This window comes from Rhodococcus sp. O3 (genome assembly GCF_048897285.1).
Classification (GTDB): domain Bacteria; phylum Actinomycetota; class Actinomycetes; order Mycobacteriales; family Mycobacteriaceae; genus Rhodococcus.
Genome location: NZ_JBMBTE010000031.1, coordinates 1 through 15,965 on the forward strand (window position 1 = coordinate 1; position 15,965 = coordinate 15,965).

The following is a 15,965-nucleotide window of genomic DNA, read 5'->3' on the forward strand; positions in this document are numbered from 1 at the left end:
TGCGGTGACCGGTGAACGCGGCGCGCTCGGAGAGCAACCGGGCGCCGTCGAGCCGGACCGCCCCGCTGGACGCGGTCGCGACGAAGCCGGACAACTCCCGTGCCCGGGTCGCGGCGCGCCCGGGTGGAATCAGCGGAGGACCGTCGAGAAACCCGGTCAGAGCGGCGATTCCGCTCTCGGCCCAGTCCTGTACGGGATCAGGGCTCGGACCGGTCGACACGTGGCCGATGTTACATTGCCCCGGGATGGGGCCGATGGAACCGCCTTCGGGCGGTGACGACCTCGAGGCGGAACGAATGGTGAACGGGATGAACGTCGACGCGTCACTGGACAAGACCCCGGTTCGGACGATCGGAGTGGCGGAGCTCGCCGCCGGCGCGGCCCACCTACCGCTGCTCACCGACGGGGGTGTGCTCGACGCACCCGTGCTGGTCGTCGAGCTGGACGGTGCGCCCGACGACCTGCTTTCCGTCGCCGCCGACCGTGCCCGCGACTGCGACCGCCTGCTCATCGGGCGGTTCGGGGGCAGCGACATCGAGGAGGCACCGGAACTGGGCCTGCTGCTCGATGCCCTCGACCTCACCTACGTCGCGGGTCCCGACCCGCGGGAGCGGACGGTGGTGGGGGCGGACGACCTCGACGAGGCGATCGCCGGGTTCGTCGCGGCCGTCATCCGGAACCCCTACGCCGCGCTGACCGCCGGTCAGGTGCTGCGCGCCGCGGAGACACTGCCGGTGCCGGCGGCGATCGACGTCGAGTCGCTCGGCTATTCGACGCTGCAGGGCGGTCCCGAGTTCCATCGGTGGCTCGACGAGCGCGGTCCGCGTCCGCTGCCGCCGCCGGCCCCGCAGGAACCGGTGCTGATCGCCCGCGACGGCGACACTCTGCACATCACCCTGAACCGGCCCGAACGCCGCAATGCCTACGGCACGCAGTTGCGGGATGCTCTCGTCGAGGCGCTCGGCGTCGCGCTGCTCGACGACAGCATCGGCCGGGTCGTCCTCGACGGTGCGGGACCGTCGTTCTGCGCCGGGGGCGACCTCGACGAATTCGGGCGCACCCCGGACACCGCGCTCGCGCACCTGATCCGCACCCGCGGCGGTGCCGGTCGCCTGGTCGCGCGCCTGCGCGACCTCACCGAGGTCCGGGTGCACGGTCACTGCGTCGGCGCGGGCATCGAGATTCCGGCGTTCGCCGGTCGCATCGTCGCCGCGCCCGACACGGTCTTCCGGTTGCCCGAGGTTTCGATGGGCTTGATCCCCGGGGCGGGCGGGACGGTGAGCGTGCCGCGGCGGATCGGTCGCTGGCGCGCCCTGCACCTGTTCGTCACCGCCGTCGCGCTCGGTGCCGAGCGGGCGTTGTCGTGGGGTTTGATCGACGAGATCGCCGGGAGATAGGTACGGCGGCGACAGGAACGAAACCGGCGTTGTGTGCGAATCTCACCTGAGAATCGCGCACAACGCCGGTTTCGGAAGCACGGAAACGGCACTCAGGCCATCAGCGCGGTGAACTTCCAATCCAGCACCGGCGCAGGATCGGTCTCCCCGCTGTTCCCATTCGCGGCACCGCCGCGGTGCGCGAACACCAACGAACGCAGCTTCAGCACACCGCCGCCGTCGGGCAGGGGGGTCGCGGACTCGACGTGCAGGTCGCTGGTGAGGGTATCGCCCTCGTGCACGGGTCCGGTGTGGTCGCAGGACTGCCAGCCGAGCACCGTCACGAGATTCGGCAGCGCGCGGGTGGCCTGCGAGAGTGCGAGACCGATCGTGTGCCCGCCGTACACGAGGCGGCCGGCGGCACCGACTCGCTCGTCGTGGTGGGTCGCGGCGATGTTGAGCGTCAGCCGCGCGAGTTCCGGTGCACTGGAGACCACGTCGCCGCTCGAGCGCAGGACCGCGCCGGCGAGCGACGGGTCGAAATGCGTTCCGGGAACACGATTGCGGTACTCGGCGAGGTTCCAGTCGGCCGGGGCGGCCCACTCGGGTTCGTCCTGGGGGCCGATCGACGACAGGTCGTCGGTGCGGGTCGCGGTCGCCGGATCGGTCGCCGGGTTCAGCGGCAGCATCGCGCAGCGGTAGAAGTCGAGCACGGTACGGCCCTGCTGATCGACGGTGTTCATCCGCAGTGCCGCCAACCCGGTCGCGGCGCGTCCCGGCTTGACGGAATTGCTCTTGAGACCGACGACCTCGGTCGTCGTGTACAGGGTGTCGCCGATGCGCGGGAACCGGTGGAAGCGCAGGCCCCGGTAGAACAGGTTGGCCTTGACGTGGTGGGTGGCGAGCGTGGACTGGCCGATCGCGAGATCGGTGACCAGGCCGGCGTGCGCGATCGGGCCCGCGGCGACCGCGGTCGACAGGTGCGTGTCGAGCGCCAGGCGCAGGCGGTCGCCGAGGATCGCCTGGTGGGTCGCGGCGAGGCCGTCGGTGATGGTGACGGCGGGGGCGGTGTCGAACACCTGGCCGACCGTCAGGTCGTCGAAGTAGGGTCCGCCGACGTGGGCGGCTTCGGTTGCAGGAGTGGTCATCTCAGGCTCCGATCTTCGTCAGGGTGCGGCGGGCGGCGACGGCGACGGCTTCGTCGAGCATCTGTCCGTCGAGCTGGGCGGCTCCGGCGCCGCGCGCCTCGGCCTCGTCGAGAGCGGCCAGTACCTTGCGAGCCGCCTCGACCTGGTCGTCGGTGGGAGTGAATGCTGCTGCAGCGGAATCGATCTGGGCGGGATGGATCACCCACTTGCCGTCGAATCCGAGATCGGCGACCCAGCGTGCCGAGTGACGGAAGGCGTCGTCGTCGGCGATGCCGAGGAAGGGTCCGTCGACGGCCTGCACACCCGCGGCGCGGGCGGCGTGCAGCACCCGATCCTGCACGTAGATCCAGTGCTCGGGGGCGGCGGTGCGGGAACGGCCCAGGGCGGCACCGAGATCGGCGTATCCGATGATGACACCCGCCACGCGGGCACCGCCGACGATCTCGTCGATGCGCTGCACACCCGCGGGTGTCTCGATGAGCGCCTGGACGACGGCGTTCGACGAGCCGAGGATGCGATCGGCCTCGGCGAGGTCCGCCGCGCTCTCCACCTTGGGGATCACGATCGAGGCGAGGGCATCGCCGAGTTCGGCGCACGCCCGCAGGTCGTCCTCGAACCACGGGGTGCCGCGTCCGTTGATGCGCACCGACACCGTGCGCCCGCTGCCGTGCTCGCGGACCAGGGGAGCGACGAGGTCGCGGGCGGCGTCCTTCTGCGCGGGGGTGACGGCGTCCTCGAGGTCGAGGACGACTTCGTCGGCGGCGGAGGCGAGAGCCTTGGACGCCTTGCGTTCGTCGGAGCCGGGGGCGACGAGCACCGCTCGCCTGCGGACGTGTTGCTCGGGAGTCACGGAGAACCTCATGGAGAGTCGGGCGGCAGGAACGGCGCTAAATGTACGGCCATTGTGGCGGGTTGCGCCACCCCATAGGTAGGCGCAGCGGGTCCTATCACCGAAAACTCTCGAAACAAACGGGGTGCTCGTCGGAACCTCCATTGACAATGGCATGCCGTGCTACACAAAATGGCCGTACAAAGTTTCGGGTCCGCGTGGCCCGCTCCGAAACCGAAGGGTCACTTGCGTGAGCTACAACCTGAACGACGAAGAAGCATTCCTGGTCAAGACCGTCCGCGACTTCATCGACCGCGAGGTCAAGCCGACGGTGCAAGAGGTCGAGCACGCCAACGAGTACCCCGAGAAGTGGATCGAGCAGATGAAGCAGATCGGGATCTACGGTCTGGCGGTCCCGGAGGAATACGGCGGCTCGCCGGTGTCGATGCCCTGCTACGTGCAGGTCACCGAGGAGCTCGCCCGCGGCTGGATGTCCCTGTCGGGTGCCATGGGCGGCCACACGGTCGTGGCGAAGCTGCTGACCCTGTTCGGCACCGAGGAGCAGAAGCGCAAGTACCTGCCGAAGCTCGCCACCGGTGAGATCCGGGCGACGATGGCCCTGACCGAGCCCGGCGGTGGCTCCGACCTGCAGGCCATGACCACCACCGCCAAGCGCGACGGCGACGACCTGGTCATCAACGGCGCGAAGACGTGGATCACCAACGCCCGCCGCTCCGGCCTGATCGCGCTGCTGTGCAAGACCGATCCGACGGCCACGCCGCGCCACAAGGGCATCTCCGTGGTGCTCGTCGAGCACGGACCGGGACTGACCGTCTCGCGTGACCTGCCGAAGCTCGGCTACAAGGGCGTCGAGAGCTGCGAGCTGAGCTTCGACAACTACCGCATCTCTGCCGACGCCATCCTCGGCGGCGAGCCCGGCAAGGGCTTCGCACACATGATGAAGGGCCTTGAGACCGGTCGCCTGCAGGTCGCGTCGCGCGCCCTCGGTGTCGCCACCGCGGCACTCGAGGACTCGCTGGCGTACGCGCAGCAGCGCGAGAGCTTCGGCCAGCCGATCTGGAAGCACCAGTCCATCGGCAACTACCTCGCCGAGATGGCCACCAAGCTGACCGCCGCCCGGCAGCTGGCTCGTTACGCCGCGGAGAAGTACGACAGCGGCGAGCGGTGCGACATGGAAGCGGGCATGGCGAAGCTGTACTGCTCGGAGGTCGCCATGGAGATCGCCCTGAACGCGGTCCGCATCCACGGTGGTTACGGCTACTCCACCGAGTACGACGTCGAACGCTACTTCCGCGACGCGCCGCTGATGATCGTCGGTGAGGGCACCAACGAGATCCAGCGCAACGTCATCGCGAGCCAGCTCGTGGCCCGCGGCGGAATCTGACCCGATCCCGGATCGGTAGGATCCCCGCGTCATGAGCGGTAGGGAACGAGAGTCGGAGCCGGCGTACGCGCAGCTGTCACGGCAGTTGCGCGAGGCCGTCGAGTCCGGTCGGTACCGGGACGGGGTCCGGCTGCCCACGGAGGCCGAACTCGCGCAGCGGCACGGCGTGAGCCGGCAGACGGTGCGCCGGGCCTTCCAGGACCTCGTGGCCGACGGCGTCGTGTACCGGGTTCCCGGACGCGGCACGTTCGCCAACGAACCCGGGCGCCGGTACGGGCGCCCGCACGGTTCGATCGAGGACCTGCTCGCGCTGTCCGCGGACACGACGATGGAGATCGTCACCCCGCTGCACCGCAAGGTCGACATCGAGGCGGCCAGCCGGTTGCGGCTCGACACGGACCTGCTCTATTCGGTGACGTTCCGCCGTCTGCACGACGGTGTGCCGTTCGTCCACACCACCATCTGGCTGCCGGGTCCGATCGCCGCGTACGTGCAGGACGCGCCGGAACTGGCGGCGGGTGCGTCGAGCAAGGTCACGCTCATCGGTCTGCTCGAGCCGCACCTGCCGCATCCGATCGTCCAGGCCGCACAGTCGATCACCGTGGCCCCGGCGACCGCCGAGGTCGCTTCGGAGCTGGGCTGCGAGGTGGGCCATCCGATGTTGCGGGTGGATCGCCTCTACTCCGACACGGAGGGCACGCCGACCGAACTGTCGGTCAGCTACTTTCTGCCGGAGCACTACACCTATCGAGTCACCCTCACCCGAGCCGAGCACTGACGACCGCCGGCCCGACCACCTAGGAGTCCAGAACATGCGCGTTTTCCAGGGCATCGCCGAGATCGAAGCCGCTGTCGGCGAGCACCTCGGCTACAGCGATTGGCTCGAGATCACGCAGGAACGCGTGAACACGTTCGCCGACGCCACCGGCGACCACCAGTGGATCCACGTCGATCCCGAGCGTGCCGCGTCCGGCCCGTACGGGACGACGATCGCCCACGGCTACCTCACGCTCTCGCTGCTGCCGGTCCTCGGCTCGCAGATCTTCACCGTCGAAGGCCTGAAGATGCGGGTCAACTACGGGTCCAACAAGGTGCGCTTCCCTGCGCCGGTGCCGGTGGGGTCGAAGGTCCGCGCCGGTGCCACGGTCAAGTCCGTCGACCGCACCCCCAAGGGCGCGAACCTGATCTTGTCCTACACCGTCGAGGTCGAGGGTGGCGACAAGCCGGCCCTGATCGCCGAGACGGTCGCCGTTCTCGTCGAGTGAGCCCGTTCAGACGGTGCAGCCTCGGGCGCTGACCGGCCAGCGGCCGACGACGTCGTGGCCCCGGGTGACGACGAGTTCGTCCGCCAGGTTCACGGCGTTGCACACGTGATTCGGGATCACCCGCAGCCGCGCCCCGAGCTCGGGGCGCGGCACCTCGGGGCCGGGCGGCCACTCGACCGTCGCATGGTGTTCCGACAGTGCGGTGATCCGTGCGTCCGGAACCCCGAGGATCCGGCCGTACCCGGTGGCCCACGGCGCCCGATCGGCGCCGAGCGACTTGCTCCCCGCGTCGAGCACGACGACACCGTCACGGACGGAGACGACGGTCGCCAGGACGGTGAGCGCGACCGCTTCCTCGGTGACCGTGCCGAGCTCGAGCTGCTGGGCGTCGCCGAAGACGTACACGCCGGGCCGTAGTTCGGTCGCGGCCGTGTCCAGGTAGGCGGTGGGAGTCGAGCCCCCGCTGACGATTTGCGGTTCGATCCCTGCGCCGCGCAGAGAGCCCGCGGCGGTTCGCAGGGCTACGGATTCCTCGGCCGCTGCGGCGCCGGGCCGTCCCGGTCCGTACGAGTGACCGGGAAAGGTGAAGACCCCCGCGACGGTCAGTCCCGCCGCGGTCGCCGCGGCCGCCACCTCACCTGCGTGCCCGGGTGCCACTCCGGTGCGGTGGTGGCCGCTGTCGACCTCGACGAGAACCTCGATCGCGGTGCCCGCGTGCGTCGCGAGTGCCCGCGCCCCCTCCGCCGAATCGACTCCGACCGTGACACGCGTACGGTCCGCGAGTGCCGCGAGCCGCGCGCCGCGGGCCGCGTCGACCCACAGCGGGTACGCGACGAACAGATTGTCGAAGCCGTGCTCGGCGAACACCTCCGCCTCGGACACCGTCGCGACCGTCAATCCGATCGCGCCGGCAGCGATCTGGAGTCGCGCGATGTCGGGGCTCTTGTGGGTCTTCGCGTGCGGGCGCAGCGTCACGCCCCGGGTCCGTGCGGATTCGGCCATCCGCTCGATGTTGCGGTGGAGCACGTCGCGGTCGACGAGGAGCGCCGGGGTGGCGGTGACGGCGTCGAACATGGTCATTCGCGCACCGTACACTCGGCCCGTGGAAAGCCGGCCCGTGTTCGACCCCGATGACGTCCGATGTGCGGAGGCGGCGCTGCGGACCCCGGACATCGAGCGGTGGGCGCAACGATTCGAACTGCTCTCCGACGTCAATCGTCTGCGGATGCTGCTGTGCCTGCACCACGCGCCCGGTATCCGCGTCACCGATCTCGCGACCGCGCTCGGCATGACCGGCACCGCCGTTTCGCACGCGCTGCGGCTGCTGCGCGACCGCGGATGGGTCGCCGCGACACGCGACGGCCGGGCTGTGCGGTATCGGCTCGTCGACGACACGGTGCACGAGATGCTGCATTCGATCGGTGCGACGCACCAGCACGCCGCGCACTCCCACGAGAACGACTGATTCCGCCATCGGGGTCGGCGAGCGCAGCCTATCGTGGATACGAGCCTGTGAAGCAGGCGGAACGAGGTCGTATGCACGAACTGTCGATCGCGCAGAATGTGGTCGAGACGGTGTGCGAACGCGCCGGCGGTCGGCGCGTCCGTAGCGTGCGCATGGTCGTCGGGGCTTTGTGTGCGGTGGTTCCGGACTCGATGTACTTCTGTTTCGAATTGGCGGCGACCGGCACCGCCGCGGAGGGCGCGCGGCTGGATCTGGAGACGCCGGACGGCGTCGGACACTGCCGGGAGTGCGGTGCGGATTTCACATTGACGGACCCGATCTTGTTGTGCCCGTGCGGAAGTGCAGACGTCGAGGTGTGTTCGGGTCGGGAGCTGACGATCGTGTCGATGGAAGTGAGCTGATCGCATGTGCGCCACGTGTGGATGCGGTGACGATGCCGGCCCCCGTATCACGGTGCCCCACGAGCACGAGCACGAGCACGAGCACGGTCATGGGCACGGCCACGCTCATGAACACGGACACGGGCACGGGCACGGGCACGGTGAGGACGCCGCAGGGGCCGGCTCCTCCGAAACCATCACGCTCGAGCAACGGGTACTGGCGAAGAACGACGTTCTGGCCGAACGCAATCGGGGTTGGCTCGCCGGTCGTGGCGTCACCGCGTTCAACGTGATGAGTTCGCCCGGCGCCGGAAAGACCACGTTGCTCGAACGGACGATCGGGGACCTGTCCGGATCCGGTCCGATCGCGGTGATCGAAGGCGATCAGGAGACCCTGCTCGACGCGGAGCGCATCCGCCGGACGGGTTGTTCTGCGGTGCAGGTCAATACCGGGGCGGGCTGCCACCTGGACGCGCAGATGATGCACGACGCGCTCACGGCACTCGACCCCCGGACGGGGACCCTGCTGTTCGTCGAGAACGTCGGGAATCTGGTGTGCCCGGCCCTGTTCGACCTCGGAGAGCAGGGCCGGGTGGTCCTCATCTCCACCCCCGAAGGAACCGACAAACCGCTCAAATATCCGCACATCTTCGCCGTCGCCGACCTGGTTCTGGTCAACAAGATCGATCTGCTGCCCTACGTCGACTTCGACATCGAAACCTGTGTGCGGCACGCGAAATCGATCAACCCGGGAATCGAGGCGATCGCGGTGTCCGCGACGACGGGGGAGAACCTCACCGCGTGGTACGACTGGATCGCCGATCGCCGTCGGCCCGAACGTTATTCGAGAGCGTAAACCGGACCTTCGTTGACAAGCCGTCGCGATCGGGTCCCTAATAGGAGAAGCGCTGTGCAAGTGGGCCGACGGTCGACTCCGACAGCGCAGGGGTGAACCGGCACTCCGGAAGGTGGCTCAGCATGCCTACACCACAAGCGCAGGCGGCCGAGGACACATTGATCCACGTCCTGTGGATCAATGCCGGTCTCAGCTGCGACGGCGACTCCGTTGCGCTCACCGCTGCGACGCAACCCACCATCGAGGAGATCGCGCTCGGAGCGTTGCCGGGTCTGCCGAAGGTCGCGGTGCACTGGCCGCTGATCGACTTCGAGTGCGGACCCGAGGGCGGCGCCGACGACTTCCTCGAGTGGTTCCGCAAGGCCGACCGCGGTGAACTCGAACCGTTCGTGCTGGTCGTCGAGGGGTCGATTCCCAACGAGAAGCTCCACGACGACGGCTACTGGTGCGGTTTCGGCAACAACGAGGAGACCGGGCAGCCGATCACCACCAGTGAGTGGCTCGACCGGCTGGCACCCAAGGCCACGGCGATCGTCGCCGCCGGAACCTGCGCGACATACGGTGGCATCCACGCGATGGCGGGCAACCCCACAGGCGCGATGGGGGTCCCCGATTATCTCGGCTGGGATTGGAAATCCAAGGCGGGCATCCCGATCGTCTGTGTGCCCGGTTGCCCGATCCAGCCGGACAATCTGTCCGAGACGCTCACCTATCTGCTGTACATGGCGACGGATCAGGCGCCGATGATCCCGTTGGACGAGGCGCTGCGTCCCCAGTGGTTGTTCGGAAAGACCGTCCACGAGGGCTGCGACCGCGGCGGATACTACGAGCAAGGCGACTTCGCGACCGAATACGGTTCGCCGGAATGCATCGTCAAGCTGGGCTGCTGGGGGCCGGTCGTCAGATGCAATGTCCCCAAACGCGGTTGGATCAACGGCATCGGCGGCTGCCCCAACGTCGGCGGTATCTGCATCGGATGCACCATGCCGGGATTCCCCGACAAGTTCATGCCGTTCATGGACGAACCTCCCGGAGGTCTGGTGTCGAGCACCGCAATCGGCATGTACGGCTCCGTCATCCGGAACCTGCGCAAGATCACGAGACGAACCCTGGACCACGAGCCGTCGTGGCGCACGCCCGGCACGAAGTTGACGACCGGAGCCACCCGCACCTGGTAGGTGCACAGCCGACGTTCCGTGCAGCCGAAGTTCCGAGAGAGGCCAGCTCGATGACAGCCACCACTCCCGATTCCAGCTCCACCGACTCGCTCGTCGAGATGGCCTGGGATCCCATCACGCGAATCGTCGGTAGCCTGGGCATCTACACGAAGATCGACTTCGCGAACAACACTGTCGCCGAGTGCCACAGCACCTCGTCGATCTTCCGCGGGTATTCGTTGTTCATGAAGGGCAAGGACCCGCGCGACGCGCACTTCATCACCAGCCGCATCTGCGGGATCTGCGGCGACAACCACGCCACCTGCTCGTGCTACGCCCAGAACATGGCGTACGGCGTGCAGCCACCGCATCTCGGGGAGTGGATCGTCAATCTCGGCGAAGCGGCCGAATACATGTTCGACCACAACATCTTCCAGGAGAACCTCGTCGGCGTCGACTACTGCGAGAAGATGGTCTCGGAGACGAACCCGTCCGTCCTGGCGCGAGCCGAGAAGACCCGCGCACCGCACGAGGACCAGCACGGCTACCGCACCATCGCCGACATCATGCGGTCGTTGAACCCGTTCAGCGGCGAGTTCTACCGGGAGGCACTGCACGTCAGCCGGTCCACCCGAGAGATGTTCTGTCTCATGGAAGGCCGCCACGTCCATCCCTCGACGCTGTACCCGGGCGGCGTGGGCACCGTGGCCACGGTGCAGTTGATGACCGACTACATGAGCCGGCTCATGCGCTACGTCGAATTCATGAAGAAGGTCGTGCCGATGCACGACGACCTGTTCGACTTCTTCTACGAAGCGCTGCCGGGCTACGAGGAGGTGGGTCTGCGGCGCACCCTGCTCGGTTGCTGGGGTGCGTTCCAGGACCCCGAGGTCTGCAACTTCTCCTACCGGGACATGGAGAACTGGGGCCGGAAGATGTTCGTCACGCCGGGGGTGGTCGTCGACGGCAAACTCGTGACCACCTCGCTCGTCGACATCAATCTGGGGCTGCGGATCCTGCTCGGCTCGTCGTACTACGAGGACTGGACCGACCAGGAGATGTTCGTCAAGACGGACCCGCTGGGCAATCCGGTCGACCGCCGCCACCCGTGGAATCAGCACACCAACCCGCACCCGCAGAAACGCGACCTCGAGGACAAGTACAGCTGGGTGATGTCGCCGCGCTGGTTCGACGGCACCGACCACCTGGCCCTCGACACCGGCGGCGGACCGCTGGCCCGGCTGTGGTCGACCGCGCTGGCCGGTCTCGTGAACATCGGCTACGTCGAGTCGACCGGATCGAGTGTCAAGATCAACCTGCCCAAGACCGCATTGAAGCCGCCCGTGACGCTCGAATGGAAGATTCCGAAGCACGGCAGCAACACCCTCGAACGCAACCGCGCCCGCACCTATTTCCAGGCCTACGCGGCGGCGTGCGCGCTCCACTTCGCGGAGAAGGCGCTCGAGGAGATCCGCGCCGGCCGCACCAAGACGTGGGAGACGTTCGAGGTGCCGGACGAGGGCATCGGCTGCGGATTCACCGAGGCGGTGCGCGGCGTGCTCTCCCATCACCTGGTGATCCGCGACGGCAAGATCGCCAACTACCATCCGTATCCGCCGACGCCGTGGAATGCCAGCCCCCGCGACAGCTACGGAACACCCGGCCCCTACGAGGACGCGGTGCAGGGCCAGCCGATCTTCGAGGAGAACGACCGCGAGCATTTCAAGGGCATCGACATCATGCGCACCGTGCGCAGTTTCGATCCGTGCCTACCGTGCGGCGTGCACATGTACCTGGGCGATGGGAAGACGCTCGAGAAGGTGCATTCGCCGACCCAGTCGGTCACCGGAGAGTGACGGATGGAGCGGTGGCGAGAATCCGGTGACCGTATCGAAGCGCTGCTCGATGCCTGTTCCGTAGCCGGGCCGGCAGCACGCGACCGCGCGGAGGACCTCGTCCGCGAGGTGCTGGATCTGTACGGGGCAGGCCTGACCCGGATCCTCGACGCGATCGCCGTGTATCCGGGAGCCGTGGACGCGGTCGCACGCGACGACCTGGTCGCGAGTCTGCTACTCGTCCACGGCCTGCACCCGCACGACGTGACGACCCGGGTGCGCACCGCGCTCGACTCGGTCCGCCCGTACCTGGAGTCGCACGGCGGCGACGTCGACCTGCTCGGCATCCACGGATCGGTGGTGCGCCTGCGGCTGCTCGGCAACTGCCGGGGATGCCCGTCGTCGGCGGCCACGCTCGAATTGACAGTGCGCGACGCCGTGCGGGCGGCGGCGCCGGAGATCACCGAACTCGACGTGGAAACCGAACACGACGATCACGGCCTCATCCGCCCGGAAACCCTGTTCGCGCACGTCCATTCCGACGTGAGCGGGAAGTGGTGGGCAGTAACGGAGTTCGAGTCGCTCGCGGAAGGGGAGGTCGGCGGATTCACGATCGGCGGTCTGCCGGTGCTGGCGTGCCGCCTCGACGGTCGGTATCTCGCCTACCGCGACCTCTGCCCCGTATGCGGTGGATCGTTCGCCGGTGCGGTGCTGCACCGGCGGGCCGGCGACGCGGGGGCGGTACTGCGCTGCCCGGGATGCCGAGCCCACTTCGACGTGCGCGCCGCCGGAGCACGAGTGGACGACGCTGCCGTCGAGCATCTCGAACCCCTGCCGGTGCTGGTTCGCGACGGAACGCTGTCGATCGCCGTGCCCGGCGCTCGTCCGAGTGATCTACCCCGTCGCTCCGCTCGCCCCACCACGAGGGTGACGTGATGGCCACCGTCTCCGAAGTTCTCGGCCGTATCGCCGCGGCCACACCGGTTCCCGCGGCGGAGCGGTGCCAGATGTGTGCGATCGAATTCGACGAGGCGCACCGGCACGTCGTCGATCTCGAATCCCGGCGTCTGATGTGCGTATGCCGGCCCTGCTACCTCCTTTTCACCGATCAGGGTGCGGACCTGCGGTTCCGTGCCGTTCCCGACCGGTACCTGTCGTTCCCGTCCTTCACGCTCGCGCCGGGCCGGTGGGAGGACCTCGAGATCCCGGTGGCGCTGGCGTTCTTCTTCCACAATTCGACGCTCGGTCGCACCGTCGCGTTCTATCCGGGACCTGCCGGTGCCACGGAATCGGAGCTGCCGCTGGGCATGTGGGACGCGGTCCTCGTGGACAACCCGGCGCTGACCGCACCGCTGCCCGACGTGGAGGCACTGATCGTGCGGGTACCGGACCGCGGTGAACCCACGTGCCACCTCGTGCCGATCGACGCGTGTTACGAACTGGTGGGCAGGCTGCGGCGGGTGTGGCGCGGCTTCGACGGCGGACAGGACGCGCGTGCCGCACTCGACGGATTCTTCGACACACTTGCCCGGCGCAGCCGTCCGGTCGACGCGGGGGCACCGTCGTGACCGCGCTCGAGTTCAGCGTCGTCGACATCGCGCCCGAACCGTACGCGGCCGCGCCGACCCTGCTGGCGAAACTCGAGATACGGGAAGGCACGGGCGCAACCGTGCACGCACTGGCACTGCGGTGCCAGCTCCGCATCGAACCGCGCCGCCGGAACTACGGTCCCGACGAGGAAGCCGCGCTGACGGACCTGTTCGGCACGCGCGACCGGTGGGGCACGACCCTTGCGCCCTTCCCGTGGCTGCACGCGTCGACGGTGGTGCAGGGATTCGAGGGCGCGTGCGAGACCACGCTGCCACTGGCCTGCACGTACGACTTCGACGTCGCGGCCTCGCGCTATCTGCACGCGCTCGGCGACGGTGCGGTGCCGTTGCTGGCCCTGTTCAGCGGTACCGTCTTCACCCGCGGCACAACGGGATTCGCGGCCGAGCAGGTGCCGTGGGACCGCGAGGCCCGATACGACCTTCCGGTGCAGGTGTGGCGTGACCTGATGCGGGCGCACTTCCCCGACAGCGGATACGCGCGCCTCACCCACGCGACGCTGGCCGCACTGGCACGGTTCAAGGCCGAACGGGGACTGACCGATCTGGACGCCACGATCACCGCACTGCTCGACGCAGCCGGTGCGGGGACGGATGCGGAGGCGTCGTGACGGTGGAACGGCAGAAGCAACACGACGACACGGACCAGGTACGTGCGGTCGCCGACGCAATCCTTTACGAGGGCTACCTGCTGTACCCGTACCGTGCGAGCTCCCGGAAGAACCACTCGCGCTGGCAGTTCGGAGTTCTCGGGCCGCCCGGAGCCGCCGCGTCCGGGCTCGGCGAGCCGCCGGCGCTGGCGGCACAGACCGTGCTGCGGATTCTGGGGGCCGAGCCGGCGATCGAGGTGACCCTCCGCTTCCTCCAGCTCCAGCGTCGTACGGTGCAGCGTCGCACCGGCACCGGGTTCGAGACCGTGCCCGAGCTGGTCGTCGCCGGACAGTCGTGGGTCGGGTGGGACGAGGCCGTCGAGTGCTCGTACGCGTTTTCGATAGCGGCGGCTACCGAAAACGCGCACGGGGCAGCGGAGGTCGCGGTGCCCGCGGGGGAGGACACCGAACTGCTGACCGAACCGGACGGCACGGTCGCCGGGCGACTGCTGCGCACCCGCCGCGCCGTGCACGCGACCGTGACCGTCGAGATCGGGCCGATCGACGGCGATCTCGTCCGCGTGTCCGCCACCGTCACGAACACCGGTGACGCGCCCGTCGACGCGGACGACGCGATCGGGCGATCGCTGATCGGCGCGCACCTGATCCTCGCTGCCACCGAGGCGCGGTTCGTCTCGCTGCTCGAACCGCCCGCCGACGCTGCCGCGCTCGCCGGCACGTGCACCCACGAGCGTTGTTTCCCGGTGCTCGCCGGGGACCCGGACCCGGACGTGCCGGGGGAGGCGCCCGTCGTGCTGGTGTCCCCGATCATCCTCTACGACCACCCGCGCGTCGCCGAGCAGAGCGGCGGAGACCTGTTCGACGCCACGGAGATCGACGAGATCCTCACCCTGCGGGTACTGACCCTCACCGACGAGGAGAAGGCACAGGCCCGCGCCACCGACACGCGGGCCGCGGAGATCGTGGACCGCTGCGAGGCGATGACCCCCGATGAGCTCCAGGCACTGCACGGCGTCCTGCGCGACCCCGGCCACGGCGCCGGTCCGACGGGTGCCGGTCCGATACCCGAGGTGCCCGACGGTGTCGACTGGTGGACCGAGGAAGCGGACACCCGTGTGCGACCGGAACTCGACACCGTGTTCGTGCAGGGGGTGCCCGTGGGACAGGGGAGCCTCGTCCGGCTGCACCCGTCCCGGCGGGCCGACGCGCAGGACCTGTTCTTCCGCGACCGGCTCGCGCGCGTCGCGACGGTCCACGCAGACGTGGACGGCGGGACCCACGTCGGGGTCGTCCTCACCGACGACCCCGCTGCCGATCTCCACGAATGGTTCGGCCGCTACCTGTATTTCGCGCCGGACGAGATCGAACCGGTGCCGGACGTCCCGGTGCAACCGTCGAGGAACGAGGAGTCATGAGAATCGTCGGAATGCTGACCACGGCGGTCGCCGCCGCCGTCGCGGTCGGCGCAGCATTGGTCGCAGTGAAGTCGTTGCCGGATCTCAAGCGCTACTTCCGGATCCGGAACATGTGAGGAGTGGGGTGCGGATTCTGGTCGCGGGCGTAGGCAACATCTTCCTCGGGGACGACGGGTTCGGACCCGAGGTCGTGCGCTGCCTTGCCCGGAGCCCGCAACCGGAAGGAGTCCGGTTGGTGGACTACGGAATCCGCGGCATGCACCTGGCATACGACCTGCTCGACGGGTGGGACGGCCTGGTCCTGGTCGACGCGATTCCCGACACCGGGGAGCCCGGGGCGGTGCGGGTCTTCGAAGCCGGGGACACCGCCCCCACCGCGGTCGGGGTCGATGCGCACGGCATGGACCCGGCCTCGGTGTTCGCGACCCTCGCGGCGCTGGGCGGGAGCCGGCCCCGCACGATCGTGGTGGGATGTCAGGCGCAGTGCGTCGACGAAGGCATCGGGCTCTCGCCCGCCGTCGCCGCCGCGGTCGAACCGGCCGCCGCAGCGGTGAGCCGCGCCGTGCAGATGCTCCGGCGACCCGATCGGGCCGCCCGGCCGAGGCCCGGAGGTTGA

Annotated in this window: 18 protein-coding genes and 1 pseudogene; 15 read left to right on the forward strand and 4 right to left on the reverse strand. The window is 68.8% G+C overall.

Annotated features, from left to right (window positions below; all coding sequences use genetic code 11):
• A pseudogene (locus tag ACN675_RS11505) lies at positions 1 to 220 on the reverse strand (CoA transferase); the annotation flags it as partial.
• 88 nt (positions 221 to 308) lie between these two features.
• On the opposite strand from ACN675_RS11505, the gene ACN675_RS11510 reads away from it, so the two are divergent.
• Positions 309 to 1,397 (forward strand): enoyl-CoA hydratase/isomerase family protein, encoded by a 1,089-nt coding sequence (locus tag ACN675_RS11510; protein WP_420751041.1) that lies wholly within the window; start codon positions 309 to 311, stop codon positions 1,395 to 1,397.
• A gap of 92 nt (positions 1,398 to 1,489) precedes the next feature.
• On the opposite strand, the gene ACN675_RS11515 is transcribed toward ACN675_RS11510, so the two are convergent.
• Both ACN675_RS11515 and ACN675_RS11520 read right to left on the reverse strand, forming a co-directional pair.
• Positions 1,490 to 2,524, reverse strand: a complete 1,035-nt coding sequence (locus tag ACN675_RS11515) for a MaoC family dehydratase (RefSeq protein WP_420750989.1) — start codon at positions 2,522 to 2,524, stop codon at positions 1,490 to 1,492.
• A gap of 1 nt (position 2,525) precedes the next feature.
• Positions 2,526 to 3,374 carry an HpcH/HpaI aldolase/citrate lyase family protein gene (locus tag ACN675_RS11520; RefSeq protein ID WP_420750990.1) on the reverse strand — a complete coding sequence of 283 codons (849 nt, stop codon included), beginning with the start codon at positions 3,372 to 3,374 and terminating at the stop codon, positions 2,526 to 2,528.
• A gap of 229 nt (positions 3,375 to 3,603) precedes the next feature.
• On the opposite strand from ACN675_RS11520, the gene ACN675_RS11525 reads away from it, so the two are divergent.
• The 3 genes from ACN675_RS11525 to ACN675_RS11535 are packed head-to-tail and all read left to right on the forward strand — an operon-like array spanning position 3,604 to position 6,023.
• Positions 3,604 to 4,758, forward strand: coding sequence for an acyl-CoA dehydrogenase family protein (locus tag ACN675_RS11525; RefSeq protein WP_420750991.1), 1,155 nt, complete (start codon positions 3,604 to 3,606; stop codon positions 4,756 to 4,758).
• Between the two features lie 31 nt (positions 4,759 to 4,789).
• Positions 4,790 to 5,536: a GntR family transcriptional regulator gene (locus ACN675_RS11530; RefSeq protein WP_420750992.1), complete on the forward strand. Its 747-nt coding sequence runs from the start codon at positions 4,790 to 4,792 to the stop codon at positions 5,534 to 5,536.
• A gap of 34 nt (positions 5,537 to 5,570) precedes the next feature.
• The gene (locus tag ACN675_RS11535; RefSeq protein ID WP_420750993.1) at positions 5,571 to 6,023 is read left to right on the forward strand and encodes a MaoC family dehydratase; all 453 of its coding nucleotides are present in this window, start codon (positions 5,571 to 5,573) and stop codon (positions 6,021 to 6,023) included.
• A 6-nt stretch (positions 6,024 to 6,029) separates the two neighbouring features.
• On the opposite strand, the gene ACN675_RS11540 is transcribed toward ACN675_RS11535, so the two are convergent.
• The gene (locus ACN675_RS11540; RefSeq protein WP_420750994.1) at positions 6,030 to 7,103 is read right to left on the reverse strand and encodes an alanine racemase; all 1,074 of its coding nucleotides are present in this window, start codon (positions 7,101 to 7,103) and stop codon (positions 6,030 to 6,032) included.
• A gap of 22 nt (positions 7,104 to 7,125) precedes the next feature.
• On the opposite strand from ACN675_RS11540, the gene ACN675_RS11545 reads away from it, so the two are divergent.
• The 11 genes from ACN675_RS11545 to ACN675_RS11595 all read left to right on the forward strand — a co-directional run bounded on the left by ACN675_RS11545 (position 7,126) and on the right by ACN675_RS11595 (position 15,965).
• The gene (locus ACN675_RS11545; protein ID WP_420750995.1) at positions 7,126 to 7,488 is read left to right on the forward strand and encodes an ArsR/SmtB family transcription factor; all 363 of its coding nucleotides are present in this window, start codon (positions 7,126 to 7,128) and stop codon (positions 7,486 to 7,488) included.
• 71 nt (positions 7,489 to 7,559) lie between these two features.
• Positions 7,560 to 7,889 carry a hydrogenase maturation nickel metallochaperone HypA gene (locus tag ACN675_RS11550; protein ID WP_420750996.1) on the forward strand — a complete coding sequence of 110 codons (330 nt, stop codon included), beginning with the start codon at positions 7,560 to 7,562 and terminating at the stop codon, positions 7,887 to 7,889.
• A gap of 4 nt (positions 7,890 to 7,893) precedes the next feature.
• Positions 7,894 to 8,724: a hydrogenase nickel incorporation protein HypB gene (gene hypB / locus ACN675_RS11555; RefSeq protein ID WP_420750997.1), complete on the forward strand. Its 831-nt coding sequence runs from the start codon at positions 7,894 to 7,896 to the stop codon at positions 8,722 to 8,724.
• 122 nt (positions 8,725 to 8,846) lie between these two features.
• Complete coding sequence (locus ACN675_RS11560; protein WP_197251184.1) at positions 8,847 to 9,902, forward strand: hydrogenase expression protein HypE; 1,056 nt, start codon at positions 8,847 to 8,849, stop codon at positions 9,900 to 9,902.
• Positions 9,903 to 9,952: 50 nt separating this feature from the next.
• Positions 9,953 to 11,737 carry a nickel-dependent hydrogenase large subunit gene (locus tag ACN675_RS11565; protein WP_420750998.1) on the forward strand — a complete coding sequence of 595 codons (1,785 nt, stop codon included), beginning with the start codon at positions 9,953 to 9,955 and terminating at the stop codon, positions 11,735 to 11,737.
• A gap of 3 nt (positions 11,738 to 11,740) precedes the next feature.
• Positions 11,741 to 12,652, forward strand: coding sequence for a NifU family protein (locus ACN675_RS11570; RefSeq protein WP_420750999.1), 912 nt, complete (start codon positions 11,741 to 11,743; stop codon positions 12,650 to 12,652).
• Positions 12,652 to 13,284 carry a DUF5947 family protein gene (locus tag ACN675_RS11575; RefSeq protein WP_420751000.1) on the forward strand — a complete coding sequence of 211 codons (633 nt, stop codon included), beginning with the start codon at positions 12,652 to 12,654 and terminating at the stop codon, positions 13,282 to 13,284. Before ACN675_RS11570 ends, ACN675_RS11575 begins: the two co-directional genes overlap by 1 nt.
• Positions 13,281 to 13,934: a DUF6084 family protein gene (locus tag ACN675_RS11580; protein WP_420751001.1), complete on the forward strand. Its 654-nt coding sequence runs from the start codon at positions 13,281 to 13,283 to the stop codon at positions 13,932 to 13,934. Before ACN675_RS11575 ends, ACN675_RS11580 begins: the two co-directional genes overlap by 4 nt.
• The gene (locus ACN675_RS11585) at positions 13,931 to 15,349 is read left to right on the forward strand and encodes a hypothetical protein (RefSeq protein ID WP_420751002.1); all 1,419 of its coding nucleotides are present in this window, start codon (positions 13,931 to 13,933) and stop codon (positions 15,347 to 15,349) included. Before ACN675_RS11580 ends, ACN675_RS11585 begins: the two co-directional genes overlap by 4 nt.
• Positions 15,346 to 15,465 (forward strand): DUF6893 family small protein, encoded by a 120-nt coding sequence (locus tag ACN675_RS11590; RefSeq protein WP_374068598.1) that lies wholly within the window; start codon positions 15,346 to 15,348, stop codon positions 15,463 to 15,465. The genes ACN675_RS11585 and ACN675_RS11590 overlap by 4 nt, the downstream gene beginning before the upstream one ends.
• Complete coding sequence (locus ACN675_RS11595) at positions 15,462 to 15,965, forward strand: hydrogenase maturation protease (RefSeq protein ID WP_420751003.1); 504 nt, start codon at positions 15,462 to 15,464, stop codon at positions 15,963 to 15,965. The genes ACN675_RS11590 and ACN675_RS11595 overlap by 4 nt, the downstream gene beginning before the upstream one ends.